The organism is Stieleria tagensis (assembly GCF_024129865.1).
Classification (GTDB): Bacteria; Planctomycetota; Planctomycetia; order Pirellulales; family Pirellulaceae; genus Stieleria; species Stieleria tagensis.
Map to the genome: position 1 here is coordinate 1 of NZ_JAMYFE010000089.1, position 23,327 is coordinate 23,327.

Annotated in this window: 16 protein-coding genes; 7 read left to right on the forward strand and 9 right to left on the reverse strand. The window is 56.3% G+C overall.

From position 1 onward, the window contains the following. Positions 1-106 precede the first annotated feature (106 nt). From NHH03_RS20270 to NHH03_RS20295, 6 genes are all read left to right on the forward strand, one after another. Positions 107-271, forward strand: a complete 165-nt coding sequence (locus NHH03_RS20270; RefSeq protein WP_253159053.1) for a hypothetical protein — start codon at positions 107-109, stop codon at positions 269-271. Positions 272-456: 185 nt separating this feature from the next. Continuing rightward, positions 457-1,869: a sulfatase-like hydrolase/transferase gene (locus tag NHH03_RS20275; protein ID WP_253159055.1), complete on the forward strand. Its 1,413-nt coding sequence runs from the start codon at positions 457-459 to the stop codon at positions 1,867-1,869. A gap of 158 nt (positions 1,870-2,027) precedes the next feature. Beyond that, positions 2,028-2,927, forward strand: coding sequence for a hypothetical protein (locus NHH03_RS20280; protein ID WP_253159057.1), 900 nt, complete (start codon positions 2,028-2,030; stop codon positions 2,925-2,927). Positions 2,928-3,453: 526 nt separating this feature from the next. Then, entirely contained in the window at positions 3,454-4,698 is a 1,245-nt protein-coding gene (locus NHH03_RS20285) for a metallophosphoesterase family protein (protein WP_253159059.1), read from the forward strand. Continuing rightward, positions 4,695-8,534 carry an AAA family ATPase gene (locus tag NHH03_RS20290; RefSeq protein WP_253159061.1) on the forward strand — a complete coding sequence of 1,280 codons (3,840 nt, stop codon included), beginning with the start codon at positions 4,695-4,697 and terminating at the stop codon, positions 8,532-8,534. Before NHH03_RS20285 ends, NHH03_RS20290 begins: the two co-directional genes overlap by 4 nt. Further along, a complete protein-coding gene (locus NHH03_RS20295; protein WP_253159063.1) occupies positions 8,531-9,961 on the forward strand; it encodes a hypothetical protein in 1,431 nt (476 codons plus the stop codon). The genes NHH03_RS20290 and NHH03_RS20295 overlap by 4 nt, the downstream gene beginning before the upstream one ends. Here NHH03_RS20295 and NHH03_RS20300 read toward each other — a convergent pair. After that, complete coding sequence (locus NHH03_RS20300) at positions 9,947-10,552, reverse strand: hypothetical protein (protein ID WP_253159065.1); 606 nt, start codon at positions 10,550-10,552, stop codon at positions 9,947-9,949. The genes NHH03_RS20295 and NHH03_RS20300 overlap by 15 nt on opposite strands. A 146-nt stretch (positions 10,553-10,698) precedes the next feature. On the opposite strand from NHH03_RS20300, the gene NHH03_RS20305 reads away from it, so the two are divergent. Then, positions 10,699-12,300, forward strand: a complete 1,602-nt coding sequence (locus NHH03_RS20305) for a sulfatase family protein (protein WP_253159066.1) — start codon at positions 10,699-10,701, stop codon at positions 12,298-12,300. A gap of 3 nt (positions 12,301-12,303) precedes the next feature. Here the strand turns inward: NHH03_RS20305 and NHH03_RS20310 are convergent, their stop codons facing one another. The 8 genes from NHH03_RS20310 to NHH03_RS20345 all read right to left on the reverse strand — a co-directional run bounded on the left by NHH03_RS20310 (position 12,304) and on the right by NHH03_RS20345 (position 22,924). Next, the gene (locus NHH03_RS20310) at positions 12,304-12,984 is read right to left on the reverse strand and encodes a hypothetical protein (protein ID WP_253159067.1); all 681 of its coding nucleotides are present in this window, start codon (positions 12,982-12,984) and stop codon (positions 12,304-12,306) included. 39 nt (positions 12,985-13,023) lie between these two features. Continuing rightward, complete coding sequence (locus tag NHH03_RS20315) at positions 13,024-14,442, reverse strand: aminotransferase class III-fold pyridoxal phosphate-dependent enzyme (protein ID WP_253159068.1); 1,419 nt, start codon at positions 14,440-14,442, stop codon at positions 13,024-13,026. A gap of 67 nt (positions 14,443-14,509) precedes the next feature. Continuing rightward, entirely contained in the window at positions 14,510-15,250 is a 741-nt protein-coding gene (locus NHH03_RS20320) for a uracil-DNA glycosylase family protein (protein WP_253159069.1), read from the reverse strand. 4 nt (positions 15,251-15,254) lie between these two features. Next, complete coding sequence (locus NHH03_RS20325; RefSeq protein WP_253159071.1) at positions 15,255-15,965, reverse strand: hypothetical protein; 711 nt, start codon at positions 15,963-15,965, stop codon at positions 15,255-15,257. A 292-nt stretch (positions 15,966-16,257) separates the two neighbouring features. Continuing rightward, positions 16,258-17,652, reverse strand: coding sequence for a DUF1501 domain-containing protein (locus NHH03_RS20330; RefSeq protein WP_253159072.1), 1,395 nt, complete (start codon positions 17,650-17,652; stop codon positions 16,258-16,260). A gap of 39 nt (positions 17,653-17,691) precedes the next feature. After that, complete coding sequence (locus NHH03_RS20335; RefSeq protein ID WP_253159074.1) at positions 17,692-20,286, reverse strand: PSD1 and planctomycete cytochrome C domain-containing protein; 2,595 nt, start codon at positions 20,284-20,286, stop codon at positions 17,692-17,694. 130 nt (positions 20,287-20,416) lie between these two features. Next, positions 20,417-21,961, reverse strand: a complete 1,545-nt coding sequence (locus NHH03_RS20340) for a sulfatase (RefSeq protein WP_253159076.1) — start codon at positions 21,959-21,961, stop codon at positions 20,417-20,419. Positions 21,962-21,967: 6 nt separating this feature from the next. Then, on the reverse strand, positions 21,968-22,924 hold the full coding sequence (locus NHH03_RS20345) for a DUF6807 domain-containing protein (RefSeq protein WP_253159078.1): 957 nt from the start codon (positions 22,922-22,924) through the stop codon (positions 21,968-21,970). Positions 22,925-23,327 lie beyond the last annotated feature (403 nt).

Here is a 23,327-nt window from a genome sequence, read left to right on the forward strand (position 1 = left end):
TATTGGGCGTCAGCCCCAGGCGTTGATCTTCAAAATGCGACTTCAACGCGCAAGCGACTGAATTCGGCTACCACGTAGTCGTACCGAATGTGTCTAGGATCATCCGATGAGCAAGCCCAATCCCTACAAGCCAACTGCCGACGATGGTGAAACCAGACCGGCCGTTTCGAACAACGCAGGTCGAATCATCGTGACGATTTTCGTCTCCATGGTTGTCGGATTTATCGTGGTCCTATTTCTGCTGCCGTATTTTTTCATGGTGGGAATCTAGGTCAGCCTTTCTCACACAGCTAACGCTAGGCCGTTTTATTGGGATGGACGTCCGAGCCGCTGGCCACCACTGCCCGACAACCTAAAGGTTGAATTCCAACAGTGTGTGGCTCGGGCCAACGGTTATGATGGTGGGCTGCGGTCGTATCGTGCCTGCCCAGTTGCTGCCTTGTTGTTGAGAGTCAAATGAGATTTCGTTGGTGTTCTGCTGTTTGCCTGTCGTTGATCACAGGGTTGATCCTGGCTTTGCCGGCTCGTGCCCAACCTGAAAATCCACCGACCGCCGCTGAGCAACCAGACATCATTTTGATCATGGCGGATGATGTTGGGATCGAAGGCTTGGGGTGCTACGGCGGTGTTTCTTATGCCACGCCAAATTTGGATGAAATGGCCGCCGACGGCGTGCGTTTTACCCACGCCTATTCGCAACCGCTGTGCACGCCGACACGCGTCGAACTGATGACGGGCAAAGACAATCATCGTAATTGGACGTACTTCGGCATCCTCAAGCCCGGCGAGCGAACCTTTGGGCACGCCATGACCGACGCCGGCTATCGAACCGGGATCTTTGGCAAATGGCAATTGCAATCGTATGATCCGCCGGACTACCCCGGTGCGGCAGCCCGACGGGGCACCGGAATGCACCCCAAAGACGCCGGGTTCGATCAGTATGCGCTCTACCATGCCCTGCACACCGAAGACAAACAGTCACGCTATGCCAACCCGACCATGCTGGAGGGATCTCGCGGCAGCGAAGGCACACTGAGGACCTATGACGGTCGCTACGGAGAAGACGTTTGGGTCGAAAAGATTTTGGCGTTCATGGATCAGCCATCCGACAAACCACGGTTTGTTTACTATCCGATGGCGCTTCCGCACTGGCCGTTTCAACCCACGCCACGCTCCAAGGATTGGGATCCTAGCAAACCACAAGAAACCGATCTGCGATTCGCCACCGACATGATCGAGTACATGGACACCGCGGTCGGCAATTTGATGCGCGGGTTACGCCAGCGAAAATTAGCCGAGAACACGATCGTCATCTTCTACAGCGATAACGGAACTCACCTGGAAGTGTCTTCGAAAATGCAGGACGGTCGCACGATCGGCGGCGGTAAAGCAATGCCCTGGCAAACCGGCATTCACGTGCCGTTGATCGTACATTGCCCCAGTCGCTTCAGTCCCTCGATCGCAGACGGAATCGTCGAAGCATCTGATTTCTATCCGACACTGTTGGAATTGGCCGGTGCCAAGAAGGCCTCCGGCAAACACCTCGATGGAATCAGTTTTGTGTCTCAACTGCGCGGTCAGGATGGACCCCGCCGCGACGCGGCGTTTTTTTGGTATGACCCCAGACCAGGCTGGGACAAGGAACGTTTCCAACGCTATGTGTTTGCACTCAACAAGACTCACAAGCTATTTCGTGACGGTCGTTTGTTTCGGATCGGTGATCCGCCGTTGCATGAAACGCTGGTGGAACAGCCCGACCAAGCAGATCTGGAAGCGCGGCGGAAATTGCAATCGGTCATCGATCAAGCGATGCAGGGTGTTGAAGAACCGCCGCTCGTGGATGCCTCAGGTGTGCCTACTGCGCAGTAATGACTGTGCCCCGCTCACTTCACTCGTTCGCGTTTTTGACGCGAAGTCGTCTGCAACGGGCAGTGCGGCGGCATCGATCCCCTTGCCCTCGAAACATTGTCGATGCAATGGGGTTAGACTTTCTGGGAACGAGATTCAAACCAAAGAGGTCGGAAGTCATGTCGCGAAAACACATTTTAGCTGCACTCACTTGGGTCATGCTCTGCGGCCAAGTCGCTCTGGCGCAGTCCGATTCTTCGACCGAATCGACCGAATCGACCGAGCAGGATGCGAATCCCAGTTCGGTGTTGAGTGAGGTCCAAGAGGAATTTCGCGAGTTTGTCTGTTCTCGCGCGGCGGATTTTTCTGACCCCAATCAAATAAGTCTGATTCGGTTGGTGACCCAGCGAAAGTTTGTCGACGAGCGGTTCAATCAACCGGTCCGGCAGGTGATCGAGACGGCCGCCAAGCCCGACCAGTGGGACATTGATCGAATCAGCCGCGCGTTGGAATTATTGCCGGCCACGACACTCAAACCTGCCGACCAAGTTGAGATTCTGTTTCGCTGTTACCTGCGATGCAGTGGCAAGCAGGACGCTCGACTCGCTCGGGAGCTGAGTCATCACCTGGGTCGGTTTCCAAATCAAACCAGCGAACTGGTCAAGCAGCGAATGAGTGAAGGGGATTTCCAGCCCAAGCTGTTGGCGTTGCTGTCGATCGTGGGAGAATCCAGCGAAGACATGTTGCCGCTGTTGATGCAGTTTGCCAAATCACAACCAGCGGAAACCGCCACTCAGGCACTGTTCGAGATCGATCGATTGATCCGGCGCGTCAGCGATTACAAACGACGCAACGGGACGATGGAAGAGAAGCGGAGGCTGGCGGCGGAAGATCGAGACGACAAATTGATTCACTACGCCGAGCGGATCTTCCAGCGCTATGACGGCAATCGCGATGGCAAACTGGATGAATCGGAATACTCGGCGATGCTGATGTCTCCGGTCGCAGCCGACGCGAATCGTGACGGAATCATCACCGTCACTGAATACGCCGCTTGGATGGCGACGCGGCAACGCTGAAAAAGCGATGGTGCGGGGAATAATAGTCGTTTCTGGCAGGCTATCCCCGGCCGCCGTGACCACCCGACCGATCGAAGGTTTTGACTCTGGTTGGGGTCTCTTCACGCCAAGGGCGTAGAACAACCCAGTGCTTCGTCCACTTTTGAAAGTGGGGTAAGCTTCCAGCTTGCCATCACCACACCGGGCCAATCGCAAGCTGGAAGCTTACGCCACGAAATGTTGACCCGAAATCTAAATCTGGACGGAGCACTAGCTGCGAACGCGATCTGCATGGCATGATCTGGTTTGCTAGCATTCCACTCTTTGAAATGTTTCACGGTGTTCGCGCCCGCATTTGAAAAACTGGCTTGGTGATTTTTCTGAACTTTCGCTAAACTCGCAGGGCCGCGCGGCCGAGGGTGGTGGATTTGTTGCCTCACTGGGCCGTGACAGGGACGTGATGACTGAGTGAAATCAGGGCTACGAAAGCGCTGTGCTGCAGTCAGATTTGGGCTCGAGAACGACAGAGCATTAACGGAGGGAACCGATGCCGGGCGAATCATTTCGATTCATCCATGCGAGTGATTTTCATTTGGAAAAACCACTCGGAGATCTGGATGAACTGGCTCCGCCACTGCGCGACCAGATGGCGACCGCACCGCATGATGCCGTCAACGCCGTGTTTGAAGCGGCGCTCTCAAACAACATCGACTTTTTGTTGTTGTCGGGCGACTTGCTGCATCCACAGTCGGCCGGCCCCTACGGCATGAACCTATTGCTGGATGGATTTGAAAAACTGCATCAAGCGAACAAACCGGTTTATTGGGCGGCGGGCAACGTTGACGATCCACAGAAGTGGCCCGAGGCGGCAGCGATGCCATCCAACGTCACGTTGTTTTCCAAAGACCGCTCGTCAACGGTCGATGTGATCCGTGGCGGCCGCACAATTTGTCGGCTGGTCGGCCGCAGCAGTGATGGCCGTTCGTCACTGCATGTGCCAGGGTTTGAATCCGAATCTAGTGATGAGTTCACGATCGGTGTCGGCTATGGATCGGCGACGTTGGAAACCTTGGATGAAGCCCGCTTTGATTTTTGGTGCCTGGGTGGAAAACACAATCGCCTGGAACTGGAAAACGATGGCCAGATCGCCGCGGTGTATTGTGGAACGCCACAAGGACGAGATTTAAATGAAACCGGTGGCCACGGATATTCGATCATTGATGTCGATGCCGAACGGAACATTCGCGTTCATGAAACGCCTTGTGATCTGTTCCGCTATTGCAGCGTACGACTCAACGCGGCCGACATCGCCTCGGTCGGCAGCATTCAAAATTTGATCGGCGAACGGATCGTGCGACTTCAGCACGATGCCGGCGGACGCCATTTGATCATCGGATGGGATATCACTGCCGACGATGGAGAATCGTTAACCGCGATCGGTGACGGCGAAGAATTATTGGATTGGGCGCGCCGTGAATATGGCCATGGGGCGCCGGCGGCCTGGTCGACCAGTTTGCGAATTCGCCCACCGCAAAAATATCCCAAATCGTGGCATGATGAAGACACGATTCTGGGCGACTATCTGCGGATCGCCGCCGACCACCGCAAAGCCGACGGCGAGCGGATCAATTTGCTTCCGATGACGGAAGAACATCCGGGATTGCCTCATAGCGTGACGACGTTGTTGGCTGAGATCCCGCAAACGCGTAAGACTGAAACTCTGGACCAGGCGACACTGTTGGGCGTTGAATTGCTCCGCGGTGGAAAGCCAAATTGGGTGAAGCAATCATGAAAGTCAAAGATCTAAACATCGACGGCTTCGGCGTCTGGACCGGATTGAGCGTCGATTCGTTGCCCGACGGAATGACGTTGTTTTACGGCCCCAATGAAGCCGGCAAGACGACCGTGATGCAGTTTCTGCGTTCGATGCTGTACGGCTTCACTGCCGAGCGTCGTGAAAAGTATCTGCCACCGATCTACGGCGGCACGCCAGGTGGTGCGGTGCGCGTCACCGGACCGGGCGGCGGCTATCAAATCCGCCGTCACGCCAAGATGACCGACGACAGTGTGATGGGCCAGTTGTCGGTGGCCGGGCAAGACGGGTTGGCTCAAGGCCAGCACCGATTGAGCATGCTGCTGGGACAAATCGACGAACCGATTTTCACCAATGTGTTCGCGATCGGCATGCGCGAACTGCAAGAACTCAATACGTTGGACGACACCGCAGCGGCCGACGAGTTGTACAAGCTGTCCAGTGGTCTGGACCGTGTTTCCCTAGTCGATGTGATCCGCTCGCTGCGTGACGGTCGCAAATCATTGATCGGCCAGTCGTCGCGGATGGCCAAGACCGATGCCGACAAACTGGAATCATTGCTTCGTCGCCGTGAACAATTGCGCGACGAAGTGCAAAAGCTGACCGGACAGAGCCGGCGTTGGAGCGAACTGGCCAGTTTACGCCAAACCCAGCAGCAGGAGATCGACGATCTGGGCGAACGCATCACCACCTGGGAGCGTGAAACACGCAACGTCGAAGTCGCCGTCAGTGTTTTCGATCAGTGGACCGAGCGGGCGCGCATGCAGGCCGAGATCAAAGCCATCGAAGCCGAAACGCATTTACCCGATGAAGCGCCTGGACAACTGGTGCAGATCGATGCGATGATCGAAGACCGACGTGCGAAACTGGAAGAGGTCAAAGGCAAACGTCGTGCCCTGCGCGAGAAAGCAGCCCAGCTGCCAGTGAGCGCCCAGATGTTGGAACTGCAAGGTCGCATTGAAGCGGCGACCGAGCAAGCGACTTGGGTCGAAGCCCTGCAGGATCAAATCGAAAAAGTCGACGCCCAGATTTCCAAAGCGCGCAGCCAACTGCTGGCCGACGCCGAACGATTGGGATTGAGCGACGAAGACCGCCAGGCGTTGTTGGACGGCGATTCCTCGCAGATGCCGGATCTGTCGCGGCAAACCCTAGCGGCGCTCGCAGGGCCGGCCAAACGCGTCAAAGAACACCTGTTCTTGCTAAAACAATCACGCTCCGAAGGCGTTGAGCACAAGAAGCGTGTCGAGCACTTTGATGAAGAACTCAATGAAGTGCTACAGCGGACTCGTTCTGCCGATTTGCAACAAGCGATTCGCGAAGAAAACGAGAACTTGGCTTCGCTGCGCAGGGCGCTGCAATTAAGCGAGCACATTGACAAACTGAAACGGCACTATCGTTCGTTGGAAAACGAGTCGGTGGATCTTTCGACCGCCGAAGTGTTGCCGATCGACAGTTTGCTGTTGATGGGATTGCCCTTTGTGTTGGGCGGGTGCTGTTTGATCGTTGCGTTCTCGCACTTGTTGGGGATCACCTGGTTTCTATCGGGTGACGCCACGCCGACCGCCGGCATCATCTGGCTGGTCTTTGGCGCGATGTCGTTGGCGGTGTATTTCCTAAGCAAACAAAACGGCCAGCGTTCAACGGCTCATGACCGTGATGATTGCGACCGCCAAATCGACACGCTGCGAAAACAGATTCGCGAACTGGAAGCCGAGCAAAACGATGTGCAATCTCATCTTCCCAGCAGCAACCAGCCGTTGGAATTCCAAGTTCGTCAGGCCGAGTTGTTGTTGGCTGATTTAGAAGCCGCGGTCCCGTCCTATCATTCACACGCTGCCGCCAAACAGTCGTACGAATCGGCACGCGGAAAAGCGGTCAAGTCGGCCGAGTCGCTCAAAGCGGCGCGGAAAGAATGGTCGAACACGCTGAAAAAACTCGGGCTGGCCGATTCGATGTCGCCACGCAGTGTTCGCAAGCTGAGCGAAGGCTACGAGACCTTGCAGGGCAGTTTGCGTCGATTGGAAGAATTGCAAGCGGAGAAAGACCAACGGGAACGTGAACGCCAAAGTTTGGCGAAGCGAATCGAAGCGTTGTACACCGAATCACTGGAGATCAGCGAAGCCGACCAACAGCGTGCCGCGGCAGAGTCGGGCATGCCGGATTCCGATCATTCTTCGCAGGCCAAAAAGGGTGACGCGAACTCCACCGCGGCCGTCCGCCGCCCCAGTCGTATCGGGCCATTGGAACAACTGAATCATCTTCAAGAAGAAGTCGGCCGCCAACAACACTGGATCAAACGTCGCCGTGATCTGAAAGATCAGGATGCCCAACTGAAACGCCACCACGCTTCGCATGCGCGTGCGATCGAACGCGGCGAACAACAACGCCGAGCGTTATGGGCCAAATGCGGGGTCGCAACGCCCGAACAGTTCTATCAGATGGTCGATAGCAAAGCCAGCTTGCTCGAACTGCGTGCTGAACAGGCGGCGGTCGACAAACAGATCCGTTCGATGATCGCCAAAGGGTTGAACTACGACGACATCGCCCAAGAGATCGAGGGAGCAACACAGGCTGATCTGGAACGACGCTGGGATATGCTGACCGCACGTACCACCGAAACACACCAGCGGATTTCGACACTGCAAACGCAGATCGGTGAATCCGCAGCCGACATGAAACACTTGGCCGAAGACAATCGGTTGATGTTCGCCCAGTTAGAACTGGGATGCGTGAATCGGAAAATCGAAACCGTCGCCGCGCGCTGGCAAACGTTGGCCGCAGCCAGTTGTTTGGTGGAAGAAGTGTGTGGCAAATTCGAACGTGAACGCCAGCCGGAAACGTTGCGCGAGGCATCGTCGTTCCTGTCACAATTGACTGACGGCAAGTACACACGGATTTGGACGCCGCTGGGAACGAATCAACTAAAAATTGACACCCACGATGACAAACCATTGCCATTGGAAGTCCTCAGCCGCGGGACGCGCGAAGCCGTCTTCATCGCATTGCGATTGTCGCTGGCCGCCGCCTATGCCCGCCGTGGTGTGATGTTGCCGCTGGTGTTGGACGATGTGCTGGTCAATTTTGACGGCGATCGCGCGTTGCATGCCGCCCGGACGTTGCGGACGTTCGCCGAACTGGGGCATCAGGTATTGATGTTCACCTGCCACGACCATATCGCGGAAATTTTCCATTCGATTGACGTCGAAGTCCGTCAACTGCCGCCACAGGGTGCACCGGGGCGGGCGACGATTCTGTCGCCGCCGGCAATCGAGTTGGAACCGGAGCCCGAATACGAACAGGAATACGTCGAGGAAGAAGAACAGGTCTACGACGAACCGGAATATGAAGAAGTGGTTGAGGAAGAAGAGGTGGTCGAAGAACCGGTCGCAGCGGCTCCCATCGTGCACCCGTTGCCGCAGGTCGTCGTGATCGAAAAACAGCCCGAACCGGTAGCACCGCCAGCGCCGGAACCCGAACCGCAGGTGGTCGTGGTGGAGAAAACGCGTCCGCCACAGCCACCGCCCCAACCTAAGCCCAAACCACGTCGGCGCGTGGAGACGGTCTATCTGGACGAGGAACCGGAATCTGTCGAACCGCCACGCACCGCACGGCCGGCAATCGGATGGGCTTGGTACGAACGCGAGCCTGCCGATGGGCGAATCAGCACCGAAGAACGCGCGGCCGAAACACTCAATGCAGCCCACCGGGTGATCAGTGAAGAGTGGGACGATGAACAACCGATCCAGGAAGAAATTCCCGAGGAGGTTTGGAACCGTAACGATGCCTGGTGGGATGGCCACCGCGTGACCACATGAGTTTCACGGTCCGTTCTGGCCTGTTGTGGTTCGCAGTCGTCTGCCAGATCTGGACCGTGTGGATCACTTGGCCGTTGTGGAACGTGCGCGACGCGGTACCACATCTACCGCTGATCGATCTGCCGCAATTCTCTTTCGGTTGGTTGATGCTGCTGAGTGCGATTGTGGTGATCGCTTTCCCGACCCAGGGCATCGTGTTCCACTGGATTGTTTTGGTTGCAGCGGCCGTCAGCGATCAATATCGTCTGCAACCCCAGTTCTTTTTGATCGCGCTGCTGATGTCGGTGTGCGCTCTGCCGCGACTGACAGTGCTGACGCGGTGGTTGATCGTATCCACTTGGTTGTGGGCGGGACTGCACAAATTCCTGTCGCCGGATTGGATGGGATTTGCATCACACTGGTTGCTCCAGCGAACCGGACTGGACGCGGACACGTGGTACATACCGTTTGCGATCAGTGTCGCAACGGCCGAGTTGTTGGCGGGTCTGGCCGCCTGTTTTCGCCCCCGCTGGGCAGCGATTCTGTGCGTGCCGATTCATCTGGGGATCGTGTTGTTCTTGTTGCTGATCGATTGGAATGAAAGTGTGATTCCATGGAACCTGTGTATGGCTGCCGTCGGCTCGTGGGTGTTGTGGCATGCCAACGAAACACCGGTCAGCAAAACGGCGCAGCGGTTGATCGCTGCGGTCTGCTTGGTGTATCCCCTGGGGTTCTATCTCGGATGTGTGGACCACGGTTTTGCCGGCGTACTGTATTCCGACTGGTTGCCGAGCGCGCAGATCACCACGCGCAACGGCATTGTTCCGATCAACGGCTGGGGTGAACTGGCGGTGCCCTTTCCCAGTGAGCAACGGTTGTTTCGCCAGTATTTCGAGCGGAGCGCAGCACCCGGTGACAAATTGCACATCGCGGATCCACGGCGAATGATGGATGATCAGTTCCTGGTACTCGACGACAACCGGCATGCTCAACCGATCGACATCGACACCTTTCTGCTGCCACAATCACATCTGCCGGGACAACAGGCACCTCTGACGCCGGCGGTTGCCGGGATCGGAATTGATGAGCGCCGGTCCACTTTCGAGCTCGCTCGACGCGGGGTGCGAATGGTCAAAGCACGATCGGATCAACCGATTTTTGCAGTGGAATTTCCGCCCGACGCGTTTGATCCACGCTGGTTATCATTGCTTCAAGGGCTTCCCAATCTGCAACAAGTCCAACTTGCCGGCACCAGCGTGCGAGACGAAGACCTGCACTGGTTAACACGCAATCGACTGCTGACCGGGATTGGACTTGAGAACACAAACGTGACAGACAAGGGCGTTCGCGACCTGAAAGAACTCCCGTTCCTGCAATCCATTGAGCACGATGGAACCGCGATCACGCAAACAGCACTTGATGCGGTCTTAAAATCACCGCCGCAGTGATCGAATGCATTGAATCGCCTGCTCGGCATCGGCGGTGGAACAGAGTGGCGGAATCCGCGACAAATAGTCTGGTGGTAGACCACGTTCATGTAGAAACCGTAGCGTGCGCTGGAATTCTGCATCGCGAAATGATTCAGCCCGTTGATACAAACGCACGCCTAAAATCAAATCGGCAATTCGAACCACTCTGTTTACCCAAGATGGTTGGTCGTCCGGATCGGGCGGCGGTGTTTCATTGTGCCCGGTGATCTGTTGATCGGCACGTTCGATACGAGCTTGCCAGCGGTGATCGCCCTGCTCTCGCAGTGAGTCGATGATGTGGTGAAAGATCGCGTCTGCGGTGGCGTCAAAGATTGCAGCCGGTGACACAATGGTTTGCGGCCCACACAATGCGGAACCGACCTGCTGCAACAGCCACAAACGCTGTGCAACATCCCACTGATCAAACCATTGAATTCCGGTTACCGCCGGATCAATCGGTGCAGTCAAGGCCGCGGCCTGTTGTTCGGTCAACGATTCGATTGCTGCCAGCAACAAATCGCATTCAGCACCTTGCAGCGTTCGCATTCCGTCAGTGGTTGGCCATGGCATCGGGAAATGTCCTTTCTATACCAGCCCAAGCTGAAACTCTTGAAGTTGCGGTTGCGATAAAAGCGGCAATTCAAAAGCTGAAACGGGTCCGGAGATCGTTTATTCTAGGGGGCCGCCTGCGTTTATCGAACCACCGAGATCACACTATGTATCGACTTTTCATTGCATTCTCCTGTGCGCTGTTGTCGTGTAGCAACGTTTGCCATGCCCAGCGCCCCAACGTTGTGATGGCGTTTGCCGATGACTGGGGACGTTATGCGAGTGCCTACGCTGCACTTGAACCGGGAACACCAAGCGACGTGGTTCAAACGCCGCATTTTGATGCGATCGCCAATGACGGTTTGTTGTTCACACGCGCTTTTGTCAGCGCGCCGTCTTGCACGCCATGCCGCAGTTCCCTGTTATCAGGCCAACACTTCTGGCGCTGCGGACGCGGATCGATCTTGCAGGGTGCGATTTGGGATTTCTCTAACCCTGCTTACCCGTTGATTCTGGAGAAGAATGGGTACCGGATCGGCCACACCTATAAAGTTTGGTCACCGGGATCGCCGGCCAATGCGCCACACGGTGGTAAATCACGCGAGTTCAATCAGCACGGTCGCAAGTTCAACGGTTTTTCTCAGAACGCGATGAAAGCCGCGGATCATGACGCCGGTAAAGCCGCGCTGCTGGATGAAGTTCGCCAGAACATACGCTCGTTCTTGGATGCCGATGGTGATCGATCTGTCGATGGGGATGCCCCGTTCTGTTATTGGTTTGGTCCGACAAACTGTCACCGCAAATGGATCGCCGGCAGTGGAAAAACCCTGTGGGGAATCGATCCCGATGACTTGCAAGGCAAACTGCCGCCGTATCTGCCAGACGTCGACGTCATCCGCCAAGACTTTGCCGACTACCTAGGGGAAGCACAGGCATTTGACGCTTCGCTGGGCGTGATTTTGGATGAACTTCGCCGCGTCGGCCAACTGGACAATACGATTCTGGTGGTCAGTGGTGATCACGGGATTCCCGGTGTCACCCGCGGCAAATGCAATCTGTACGATTTAGGAACAATTGTTCCGTTGGCGATTCAGTGGCCGGCGGGAATTCAGTCGCCGGGCCGAGTGATCGACGATTTCGTGACACTACCCGATTTGGCGCCAACCTTCTTGCAAGCCTGTGGCGTGGAAATCCCGACCGCCATGACGGCTGATTCCTTGCTGCCGATTTTCAAAAGTGATCGCCAGGGTCAAGTCGACCCGCAACGCGACGCGGTCTTCACCGGACGTGAACGCCACGTCGGCAAGGCACGGGCGGGCAACAAGCCCTATCCGCAACGTGCCATTCGTACCGACCAGTATCTGTACATCATCAATTTTGAACCCGATCGTGCGCCGATGGGCGACGGTCCAGGTGTCAGTTCATCCGCTGACCCGGTGGCCGACGGCGTGCTACCGAGTGTCAACGAGTTGACCGAGCGGACGTTTGCCGCCTATGCCGATCTGGACGCCAGTCCGACCAAGGCCTGGGTAGTGACCCACCGCGATGAACATCCAGATGCGTTTGAATACGCCGTTGGCAAACGCCCTCGTTTGGAACTGTATGACATCCAAGCGGATCCGCATTGCATGACCAATTTGGCCGATGATTCGGCGCACGCGCCGGCGCGTCAACAGTTGCACAGTCGATTGATGAACGAACTAACCCGAACCGGCGACCCCCGCGTGTCCGACGACATCATTTTTGAGCGGTCGCCGTTTACGGATTGAGAATCACTGTTGTTGCAGCAATACCAATTTGCGATCCACACTCAGTTGGACCATCACCTCGTGAGAGAGTGACACGGTGACATCCCGATCGCACAGGTCACGGCAGACTAATTCCGATGATGACACGGCACCATCTTCGGCCGCGATCAGCAGGCAACGGTCACCTTCACGCAACAGATACGCCGCATCAGATTGGACGTCGCTGATGTCTGCCAGTGGTTTGAAGCCAAAATGAAGGCTGACCAAATCCAGTTGGCGGTCGCCGATCAATTCACTGAACCGGCCAATAAAATCAGGCGTGATTGATGCGGGACGAACGTGCCTGGACGCCTTGGACTCGGCAGGTTTTGCTTTTCGGGCTTCTTGGCTTTGTTGCTTGTCGGCCAGCTTTTTCAATTGCGGCAACAGTTCTTCGAAACGTTTGATGATCTGCTGCGCTTTCTCTTGTTTGCGTTTCAAACGGCGGATTTGCTGATCACGGTCTTTGGCTTTGGCGTCGACCTGTTTGTCGGGGTCCTGGCGAAGGATTCGTTGACGACTTTCGCAATAGGACGTGTAGGCTTCGTCCAACTTGGCCCACGAGCCTTGCATCTGGCGTTCCAGAAAGAGCGCCCTGGCGTCCATGATCGGCGGTGCCGAACGACTGCCGCGCAGTTCGCTATACAGATCTTGAAGATCGTCCACCGTCATCGTTTAAAGCCTGTGATTTTTATTTGGCCGTTGTTAACCGATACTGGCCAACCCTTGATCGAGCAGTTCAATCGCATGGTCGATGTGATCGGTCGTCGTCGTCGCCGGCGGCGGCAGGAAACGAATTCGCGTTGGACCGCCACCGCAAACAAACACCAGCAATCCGATGTCGAACAATCGCATCATCAGTTTCTTGGCAAATTCAAAACTGCCATCGCCGGGCGTGAACGCCACCATCATTCCTTCGCCGAACGGGCCGCGAACCAAATCAGGATACTTCTGTGACAACCGCTCTAATTCAGTCGCAAAGTAGTCGGCGCGCTGATTGTTCTGCCCGGAATCACCAAAGCAGTCGGCTTGGTCCAACCGTCGCAACATTTCGATTCCGGTGGCGATCGATGAAGTCGAACCGGTGAAGGTCTGGCTGAGGATCGGTCCGGTCGGTTTCATCGCGCTGCTGTACAGCGTCGCACAGACCTGTGTGACTTTCCCCACGGTGACGATGTCGGCAAACGAATCCAATCCGTAATGTTGAAATGCGAAAGGGCGACTGGTGCGCGAGAAGGATTGGATCTCGTCAAAGATGATCGGGATTCCGGCCTGTTTTAACGGTTCACACAACTCGGTAAAAAATTCTGTGCTGCCGGGATAATAGCCCCCTTCGCCTGCAATCGGTTCCGCCCAAAACGCCGCGTATCGACCGGGATGGCGTTTGAGCAAGCGGTGCAGTTCATCGACCGCTTTGCGCTGGCTTTGTTCAGGATCCGCAGGATCGCGAAAGGGCAGGTAGTCAACGGGAATTATCAGTGGCAATCCGGTTCGATAACTGGGGCGATCTGAGAGCGCGGCCATTGCCAAACTGCGACCGGCAAACGCATTGTCAAACGCGATCACGCGATCGGCCAACGTGTTCTGCGTTGTCGAAACATGATGCATCGCAATCTTCAGTGCGTTTTCGTTGGCCATCGCGCCACTGGTCGACAACAAACAATGCTCCAGCGACGCCCCGTGACGCTGCGCCAGCCCAATCAATTGCTCCATTATCTCGATGCTGGCCGGATTCTGTTGCAAGTTGCCTTGCATCACCGTGTCCTCAATAGCGGCATCGATCGCTGCGTCGACGATCCCGGGATCACTGTGTCCGGCACCATGCACGCCGATCCCACAGATGAAATCCAGTTTGACGCTGCCGTCAGCCAGTTCCACATAGGGGCCGCGTCCGATTCCAGATGACAGATACGGCCAAATCGGATCGCCACCACGAACGGCCGTCAGACGATCAATCGATGCGGCGAATGAAGCTCGCAACGCATCGCTGGACGGGCGGATTTCAAGACGCGAACCGTGATCCTGCATTGCGTCACGGATCAAACGTTTTGCTTCGGCAATCCGAGGGTCGTTGCGAAGTGCGTCGGCGACCAATTCGGTCGATTCGTTGGCAGTCTGGCTCACAAATGAAAGCTCATCAGGAAGTGTGCGGATAGATCACCTTTAATGTAACCAAACCAGTCCCCCAGGTTCAGTCGCCCTGCGGCCAAATCCCCGCCTGCTGCAATTGTTCGGTGACCTTGCCGGTCCAGTTTTTGTTGGCCGCTGGCGATGCGGGACTGGGGTGCAAAATCCGCGAAACGTTGGCGGTCAATCCGATCGCCTGCACACATCGTTGCAAACAATTTTCGGCGTACACTCCGACCCCCACCACATGTTCGGGATCCAACGTTCGCAGTACCGACTGTAGGTGCTGGTCACAAGCCGTGGTCAGTTGCTCGCGTTCTGCCGCGGGCAACTTGTCGGGCGTGCGATTGCGGGCTGATGCTTCCATGAACACCAACGGGCAATAGTTGAGAACAAAATGATGTTCAAAAAAGGCCTCGGGCGTCTGAAATCGATCTTGAAACAATCCCCATAGGCGGCGTCCACTGACCTCGCTTCGGCTGCATTCAAATCCCTCGACGGGACGCTTTTGGTGTTCCTGCGGTGGCTTGCCAACCGGCTCACAAATTTTCATCCAATCGCGGACCGCCGCGATTTCACCAAATGGGACACCTGTTTGAGCCATCCCCCAGGGCCCCGGGTTCATGCCCAAGAACACCACCGAAACCTGTTCGCCGACTTGACCCAAGTAAGCTTCGTGCGGTTTTCTGGCATAGGCCAGCGGGTTGTAGACATGGGTGACCGGTTCGGCGAACGTCAATGCATCGACGGTTTTACAAAGCGCACGTGAGGCGCGGACCAAGGACCGTGAATTGGAGTTTGTCATCGTGCTAGACCGCTAGGTATTCTTCGATCGCATCGGTCAGAACGTCGATCCCCGGTCGCTGCCCCGTCCAACGATAAAAACTCTCGGTCAACACTCCAATTCGTTCCTCTTCGCGACTCAGCACTCGGTAGCCAAGCGATCGAATCTGGTCCGCATCGTTGGGTGGATTCGCAAAATCAATCACCAGCGTCGAATCGTTGCACACAGGCCACTCTGCGACAACAATCGATTTGGAAATGGCGATCAAATCAGCATGTTCGATGGACTCGGCGGATGCCCAAGCGATCGGAGATTGCGATTGTTCCGACGCGATCTCAGAGGGAAAACTGGGGTTGGGATCACCGATCCACAGCAGCGGGCCGACGGGCTTTTTCAGTTCGTCAAAATGATCACGAATCATCTGCCGCAACCAGATCGCCAACACATCCTCGGCTTGCCAAGCATCGTGTGTATCGGGCAGACGCCAATACAAATCACGCGGTGATTCGCCGCCCGGGGTGGCGTCGACCAGATTGCGGTCAAGCAGCAGACCACGAAACCCCAGCACGTCGGCTCCCGCAATCGCATCGGCAACTTGATCCGGAGAAACATCACAGGACAACACTCGCCACTGCAAATCAAGCGACGCAAACGCTCGCTCAAGCGCAAACTGGGCGGGATTGCCGGCGATCGGATGACCGAGAACTAAGACAACCGGCTCGGTGATGCCGTCCATGACGCTATGCGGGGTGGAATGAAAAAACGGGCGAGACAGGCTGCAGGGTTCAGTGTGATCGGAAGGCACCGGTTTTGACAAGTGGCAGCCAGGTCGCTGGATGCTATCAACCGGTCGTCATGCGAGAAAAAGGGGACGGTGCGTTATCAACCCAACGCGTCAGTTTTGAAGCCAGCGCTTTCGCGTGAGGCATTGGTTTTTGGTAACCCGAAGCGTCAGCGAGGGATCCCGTTAATCGGTAAAATCCCTCGCTAACACTTCGGGTTGCGATAAAAACGCAACAGCGAGGAATTCAGGCAATGATGTCATGGGCGACATTGCCGTGAACGTCGGTCAGCCGGAAATCCCGTCCGGCGTAGCGATAGGTCAGTCGCTCGTGGTCCAACCCCAGTAAATGCAGAACCGTGGCATGCCAATCGTGTACGTGGCACGGATTTTCCACTGCGGCAAATCCGTGTTCGTCAGTTGCTCCATAGCTATAGCCCCCTTTGACGCCTCCGCCGGCCATCCACAACGTGTAGCCTTTGTTGTTGTGGTTGCGCCCGTCACCATTTTGTGCCGACGGTGTGCGGCCAAACTCACCACCCCAAATCACCAGCGTGTCACGCAACATGTCGCGTTGCTTTAGGTCTGCCAACAAGGCTGCGATCGGTTGGTCACAGGCTTCGGCGCGCGCCTGGTGATCAGCGGTCAGTCGCGTGTGCTGGTCCCAATTGCCATGGGTGACTTCGATGAATCGAACACCGGCTTCGGCGAAACGACGCGCCAGCAAGCATTGGCGACCAAAGGTCAGCGTGGGTTCCGCATCGGCACCATACATTGCCAATGTCCGCTGGTCCTCGCCCGACAAATCCATCAATTCCGGGATCGCGTCCTGCATTCGAAATGCCAATTCGTACGATTCGATCACCCCTTCGACAGCGGCGGCGTTGACGTCGACCGACTGGGCGCGATTGAGTGTTTGGATGAAATCCAATTGACGACGTTGTTGTGGTGGCGTCAGGTTGGGGTTGCGGATGTCGGGAACGGTCGGATTGTTCGTCGTTGCCGAGCGCGACAACTGAGCGAACCGACTGCCACTGCGACCGACGTCAGCACCGCTGTAGATGGCCGGCAAGAATGCGCTGCTGTAGTTGCGCGAACTTCCGGCCGGTGGGCTGAGCGAAATGAATCCGGGCAGATCTTCGTTGTCGGTGCCCAAACCGTACAACGTCCAGGCACCCAACGACGGGCGGACAAACTGTGCCGTGCCGGTGTGCATCTGCGTCATCGCGCCGGGGTGTACCGGTTGGTCACAGTGCATCGAACGAATCAGACATAGATCATCAGCTTGCTTGGCAACATTAGGAAACAAGTCGGAAATCCATAACCCGCTCTGGCCGCGTTGACGAAACGCCCACGGTGACTTCAATAGCGAACCACCGTACTGGCCGAGACGTCCATTATCGGCAATCAACGCCGGTTTGTAGTCAAACGTGTCGACATGCGACGGGCCGCCTTGCATGCACAGAAAGATTACCCGTTTTGCGGTCGCGGGAAAGTGTGGCGGTTTGGGGGCCAACGGATGGGTCACCGACGAATGCTCGATCGGTGCAGCCCTCAACTGCGACCGTGATGCCATCCCGGCAAGTGCCAGATAGCCAAAACCAGCTGACGAGTGTTTCAGTAATTCGCGTCGTGTGTACATCGCAACGGTTCCTCGGGGACGCTTCGCGCATGCGCTCTGCTAGTTCAGATATCGAAACTCGGCGGAGGCAAACAGCGATTGGCAAAATGTTGACAACGCCGACAGGGGCGACAAGCCCGACTGCTCCAGGTATTCCTGTGATGCCATCTGCTCCGCAACCGATGGCGATCGCCCATAGACCAATTGAAACGCGGATTCGATTCGATCCTGCTGCGTTCGTGACTCGCGGATCAACCGCTTGGCAAACGATTCACTGAGTCGCACAGTCAGTGGGTTGTTCATCAAGTACAACGCTTGATTGGGTGTGTTGGAGGTCTCTCGTGCGCCGGTCACCAAACTCGGGTCAGCGAAATCAAAGACCTCCAAACTGCGCGGCAAAAAGTCTCGAACCACCGGCAGGTAAACGCTGCGATAGTTGGCCGAAACACTATCGATCGACATGTCGTTGCTCTCTCGCAATCGATCCGCACGGAACCGACCCGAGCGACCTCGAGAAGTCAACATCGTGCCAAACGCACGTGCGAATCGGTCTCGTGGATCCTCCAGCTGATCGCTACGAACGCGCATGTATCCGGCCTGAGCCACCTTGGACGCGCGTGGCGATTCGGTTTGCAGTTTTCCTGCGACCGACAGCATCGCGTCACGCAGAGATTCAGCCGGCAATCGTTTGACATTGGCACGCCATAGCAAACGATTGTCGGGGTCGCTTTCGTGACTGGTTCGATCCATCCTTGACTGCATACGATAGGCCCGCGAGCAAACCAACTGGCGGACGATCTCCTTGACCGACCAACCCGAGTCGACAAACTCGATCGACAAGTGGTCCAGCAGAGCCGGGTGCGAAGGGGCGATGCCGGTCATGCCAAAGTCTTCGGTCGTCGGCACGATCCCTTGGCCGAACACGTGATGCCAGATTCGATTGACCATCACACGCGCCGCCAACGTGTTGTGTTCACTGCCGATCCACCGGGCTAATTCCAATCGTCCGCTGGAACGTGGCGATGGCGGATCGATTTGGCCAAGCACGACAGGAATGCCGCGAGGAACACGGTCGGCGGGTTGATCGATTTCACCACGAACCAACAGAGGTGCGTCGCCGCTGACCGAACCGTCTTGCACACCCATACAATAACTGCGTGGATCCCCCCGTTCATCAACGACGCTCAACTTCGCCGACAGGCTGGCCAGTTCGTTGCTCAACCGAATCCGCATCTGTTGGGACATCGGTCCAGCGCCGGTGGAGTTATTACCGCGGCGAAGCTGGGAAAGCTCCAACCGCTTTTGCTGGATTTGTTCGTGCAGTTGCTGCAGTTCGTCTTGCGTGTAACTGCGGCCGATCGGATTTTCGTCGGCGACGGGCAACAAGATCAGACTGCTGGTCTGGCGTGTTTGCGGGCCTGAAAAGCTGCCGTACTGCGACGGTGGATTTCCGAAGAACGTCTTGGTGCTACGAAAGATACCTGCCATCGCGTAGTAATCGCTTTGGCGAATCGGATCAAATTTGTGATCGTGGCAGCGCGCACAGGCGACCGAAGTGCCCAAGAAAACGCGTGTGCTCGTGTCGATCTGTTCGTCGGCCAAATCCGCGGCAAATTGTGCCCGGCTCTGTTCGTTGACGTTCTTGGTTCCCATCGCCAAAAATGTTGTCGCGATCAAATGTTCGGACCACTCCCTGTCATCGGCTGCTGGCAACAAGTCACCGGCGATTTGCTCGCGAACAAATTCGTCAAACGGTTTGTCTGCGTTGAACGAATCGATCACATAGTCACGGTAACGCCAGGCATGGGGATAGGTCATGTTGACCTCGCGTCCGGTCGATTCGGCAAAACGCACCACGTCCAACCAGTGACGTCCCCAGTGCTGGCCGTATTCAGGCTGCTTCAACAACTGATCGACAATCACTGCGATTGCTTCGCCGGGATCTCGCTCAAATGCCAGTGCGAAGTGCCGGTGTTGCTCGGGTGTGGGTGGTAATCCGATCAGATCAAAACACAGTCGCCGCAGCACCGTCGGGGCATCGGCGTCATCGGCAGGTGCCAGTCCGGATTGATCGAGTTTCGCTTTCAGGAATCGGTCAATCGTTGTTTTCGACCAATCATCCGACGCATCGCCAACCTCCGCCAGCTCGCTGCGCTGGGGTGGTTGATATGCCCAGAAGGAACGTTTCGCTTGTTCAATCGTCTGGTCATCGATGGCCGTCGCAGGGGAATCAACGGGGTGGACAATCCGTGGGTCCGCCGCGCCGGATAAGATCCAGGTTCGAAAATCTGCGATCTCCGCATCGCTTAATTTTCGTTTGGGCGGCATGACAAAATCGGTGTGCGTGATCGCTCCGTACAGCAGACTGGCATCTAAATCGCCGGGAACAATCGCCGCTCCGCTGTCACCGCCTTGCAGCGTTGCGGCCTGGGTATCCAGTCGCAGTCCGCCTTTGGATTGGCCGGATTGCTTGCTATGACATCCATAACATTCCCGAACCAAAACAGGACGAATGTTGGATTCAAAAAATTTCGTCTGCTCGCCAGTCAACGCTCTCGCTGCCGGATCAGCAGCCCAACTGCTGGATCCCGTGCCCCACAGGCAGCACAAAATCATCAGCGTGCGGGCGACACGCCTTGTTTGCAATAGAATCACCGGTCGTCTCCCGGAACGTGCGAGCGATTAGATCGAAAAGTGGTCGTTCTCTGAGGAAACACGTCACGGCGTCAAAGGTTTCGTTTGCCGTTTGTACGCGGACCTCAAATCGCATCCTCTGGCGGTCGAATCATTGCCCGCTGCTGATCGACTGCAAGCTGCGAGGCCACTTCAAATCTCGATTCAGCCCTTTGGCGTGCTTTTTGACCGCCTGCGGCGTTTTATCGATCGGCTTGGCGAATTGTTGGGGCAATTGTTCACGGAATCGCTGTAGCGTTTGCTCGATTTGCGAGTCCGTTTGCCCAGCCAAGTTATCCCATCCCATCGGGTCCGATTTCAGATCGTACAATTCTTCGGTTTCATCATCATGCCGCGCGTAGTGCCAGTGGCCATCGGTGATCGCAGCACGCTGGAAACCAAAAATAGTCGTAGTGTAGTTGTGGATCTTGCCGCCGGGATCGGTCAACAGTGGAACCAGACTGCTGCCATCCAAATCGTCCTTCGCCGGCAACCCGCAATAGTCGACCAACGTCGGGTACAGATCGATCAAGTTCACGACGCTTTGGCAATCGGCACGCTCGGTCATCGCCGGAGTGCGAATCAATAGCGGGCAACGTGTCGCTTCCGGCCAGCCGGTCGCTTTGCGGAAACGTAGTTTTTCGCCCAAGTGCCAACCATGATCACCCCAGATCACAACGATCGTATTGTCAGCGTTCGGCCCATCATTTAATCCTTCCAGGATTTTGCCGATACACGCATCGGCAAAACTGACCGCCGCCAAGTAGGCTTGAACGGCTTGTTTCATTTGGCCTTGTTCACGCAGCCACAGGTAGTCGTTGGTTGCCGAAAACTTGACTTTGCCGGCGGGTGTTTGAATGTCCTGCAGATCATCTTCCTTAATCGGTGGCAGTTGGATTTGTTCGATCGGGTACAGATCAAAAAACGATTGCGGCACGTAGAACGGCAGGTGTGGTTTGGAGAGACCGACGGCCAGGAAAAAGGGACTATCAGAGGGTTGCTGTAGTTGCTGCGCGGCCCATGCGGCGGTCTTGTAGTCCGACGTGTCGTCGACTTCACCGACGGTGGGGCCAAATGCAAACTCGCTGCCGCCGGACTGGTTGTACTTGGAGGGGGCAGCGGGTTTTCCGGCAATCAAATTTTTGTCGCGAGAGGTCACTTGCGTTCGATCGACTTTGGAACCGCCCTCACCCGATGACCAGTCCTGGAATGCCCATTGCCCACGATCGATCCCGCCCGGCGTCCCGTGCGCATGAAAGATCTTGCCCTGCGAAATCGTCCGGTAACCATGCTGGGAAAAATACTCCGGCAACGTCGGATTGGCCGCGATCAACGGACTCTGACGCATGTTCTGGGCATTCCCGTACACGCCACTGTGATGGGGCATGTAACCGCTAAGCAATGCCGAACGCGACGGACCACAGACCGGCCCGGGACAACTGGCATTTTGAAACACCACCGCACCCTGCCGCGCAAACCGATCCAGGTTTGGCGTTTCCGCTTGAGGGTGCCCGCCGAACAGATCCACCCAATCATTCAAATCATCGATCGCGATGAATAACACGTTGGGGCGAGACTGCTGCTGGGCGAACACGTCGCCGGAGGCAAGCAGCGTGAAACACACCAGGCCGGAAACGAGGATGCGATGGAGAGTCATGGCTGGTTACTGGTCGCAATACGATTGATAGGCTGCGGCGATGTCAGCGGTTTCTGCGTCACCGGTGTGAAACAAAAATCGATAACGAAACGTGATCGGTTTGCCGGGCTCGAGTGTCATGTCGCCACTGCCGTCGGGTTTGCCTTCGAAGTGATTGACACCGAACGGATTGGCGGCGACCAGTCCATAGTCGCGAGCGTGCCACCAAGTCGGATGGCGGGGGTTGCTGGGGTTGTCAAAGATCGCGACCCCGGTGACTTGACCATCGATGTCGCCCCAGTAATCCACCCACGCGGCGCGTTTGCCCCACATCTGGCCGTCTTTGACGCCCTCGCTGTTGATCGAGTGACCGACCGCGGTGTGGTTACCTTTCTTCGGATCAGCCTTCAACCGCAGCGCCGGGTTGGTACGAATCCCCATCGTGCCCTCTTTGGTATCACCGATGATGACTTTGCCGGAGGATGCGATCCAAGTCACCTCGTAGTCGATGTAACGGGCCTCGCCGATGACGCCAAAGGTCAGTGTCCGCTGGTCACTACAAACCGTTTCTCCGTCGGCGCTGCGCCAATCGTCTTCGGTGACGATCTTGTTGCCGTCGATCTTGATCGAGGTTTGGACTTGGGTGCCGACATCTTTGGCCGTTTTGCCTTCACCGTTTTCCATCCAGAAACGGATCTCACCGACTTCGTCGTGGGTGTACCAGATCGACTTGTGGTGCGGGTGATCGGTCGCTTCGTTGTCGATGCCTTTGACCATCGGATAGTTCCGGGTCATCGGTTTTTGTCCCGGGCCAAAGACCGGATACAAAATCGGTTTGGCGTAACCTGTGTAACGGTATTCGGTGAACGGCTGACCGTCCAAGGTCACGACCGCTTTGTTGCCATCGTCGGTGATTTCGACGTCGGCCGCAAAGCTAAAGGTGGGAACGATCGCCAGCGCGACAAATAGGATTCGACAGAACATGAAACGGTGGGGTGCGAGGAAAGGGAGTGGGCAGTACTCGCACCTAGTTTATTCGATCAGCCGGCCCCGCGCGCGTCGTCCATTCACCGTTTCCCTGCAAAAACCCGACCGCTGACGCGTTCGTTTTGAAATTGCGTTTTCGCATCAGACATTGGTTTTTGGTAACCCGACGCGTCAGTTTTGAAGTTGCGCTAAACAGTCACTTCACCTCAAATGACTCAGCAAATTGCCGCTTCGATCTCTGTACTCTCCCGCAAGGAAGTCGTGCAGCTTGGCGTGCCACCCATTGGGAGAGTCGCATGCATTCAATCCCATCTCTACGCCAACGGCGTTCGATAGCTTAGCCCGGGGTCACTGTCGAACCTGCTGGAGGCAGGTTCGACAGGAACCCCGGGTGAACATG

Coding starts and splice junctions, on each gene's coding strand:
- NHH03_RS20270 (WP_253159053.1), top strand. CDS start 107: ATGAGCAAGCCCAATCCCTACAAGCCAACTGCCGACGATGGTGAAACC.
- NHH03_RS20275 (WP_253159055.1), top strand. CDS start 457: ATGAGATTTCGTTGGTGTTCTGCTGTTTGCCTGTCGTTGATCACAGGG.
- NHH03_RS20280 (WP_253159057.1), top strand. CDS start 2,028: ATGTCGCGAAAACACATTTTAGCTGCACTCACTTGGGTCATGCTCTGC.
- NHH03_RS20285 (WP_253159059.1), top strand. CDS start 3,454: ATGCCGGGCGAATCATTTCGATTCATCCATGCGAGTGATTTTCATTTG.
- NHH03_RS20290 (WP_253159061.1), top strand. CDS start 4,695: ATGAAAGTCAAAGATCTAAACATCGACGGCTTCGGCGTCTGGACCGGA.
- NHH03_RS20295 (WP_253159063.1), top strand. CDS start 8,531: ATGAGTTTCACGGTCCGTTCTGGCCTGTTGTGGTTCGCAGTCGTCTGC.
- NHH03_RS20300 (WP_253159065.1), bottom strand. CDS start 10,552: ATGCCATGGCCAACCACTGACGGAATGCGAACGCTGCAAGGTGCTGAA.
- NHH03_RS20305 (WP_253159066.1), top strand. CDS start 10,699: ATGTATCGACTTTTCATTGCATTCTCCTGTGCGCTGTTGTCGTGTAGC.
- NHH03_RS20320 (WP_253159069.1), bottom strand. CDS start 15,250: ATGACAAACTCCAATTCACGGTCCTTGGTCCGCGCCTCACGTGCGCTT.
- NHH03_RS20325 (WP_253159071.1), bottom strand. CDS start 15,965: ATGGACGGCATCACCGAGCCGGTTGTCTTAGTTCTCGGTCATCCGATC.
- NHH03_RS20330 (WP_253159072.1), bottom strand. CDS start 17,652: ATGTACACACGACGCGAATTACTGAAACACTCGTCAGCTGGTTTTGGC.
- NHH03_RS20340 (WP_253159076.1), bottom strand. CDS start 21,961: ATGACTCTCCATCGCATCCTCGTTTCCGGCCTGGTGTGTTTCACGCTG.
- NHH03_RS20345 (WP_253159078.1), bottom strand. CDS start 22,924: ATGTTCTGTCGAATCCTATTTGTCGCGCTGGCGATCGTTCCCACCTTT.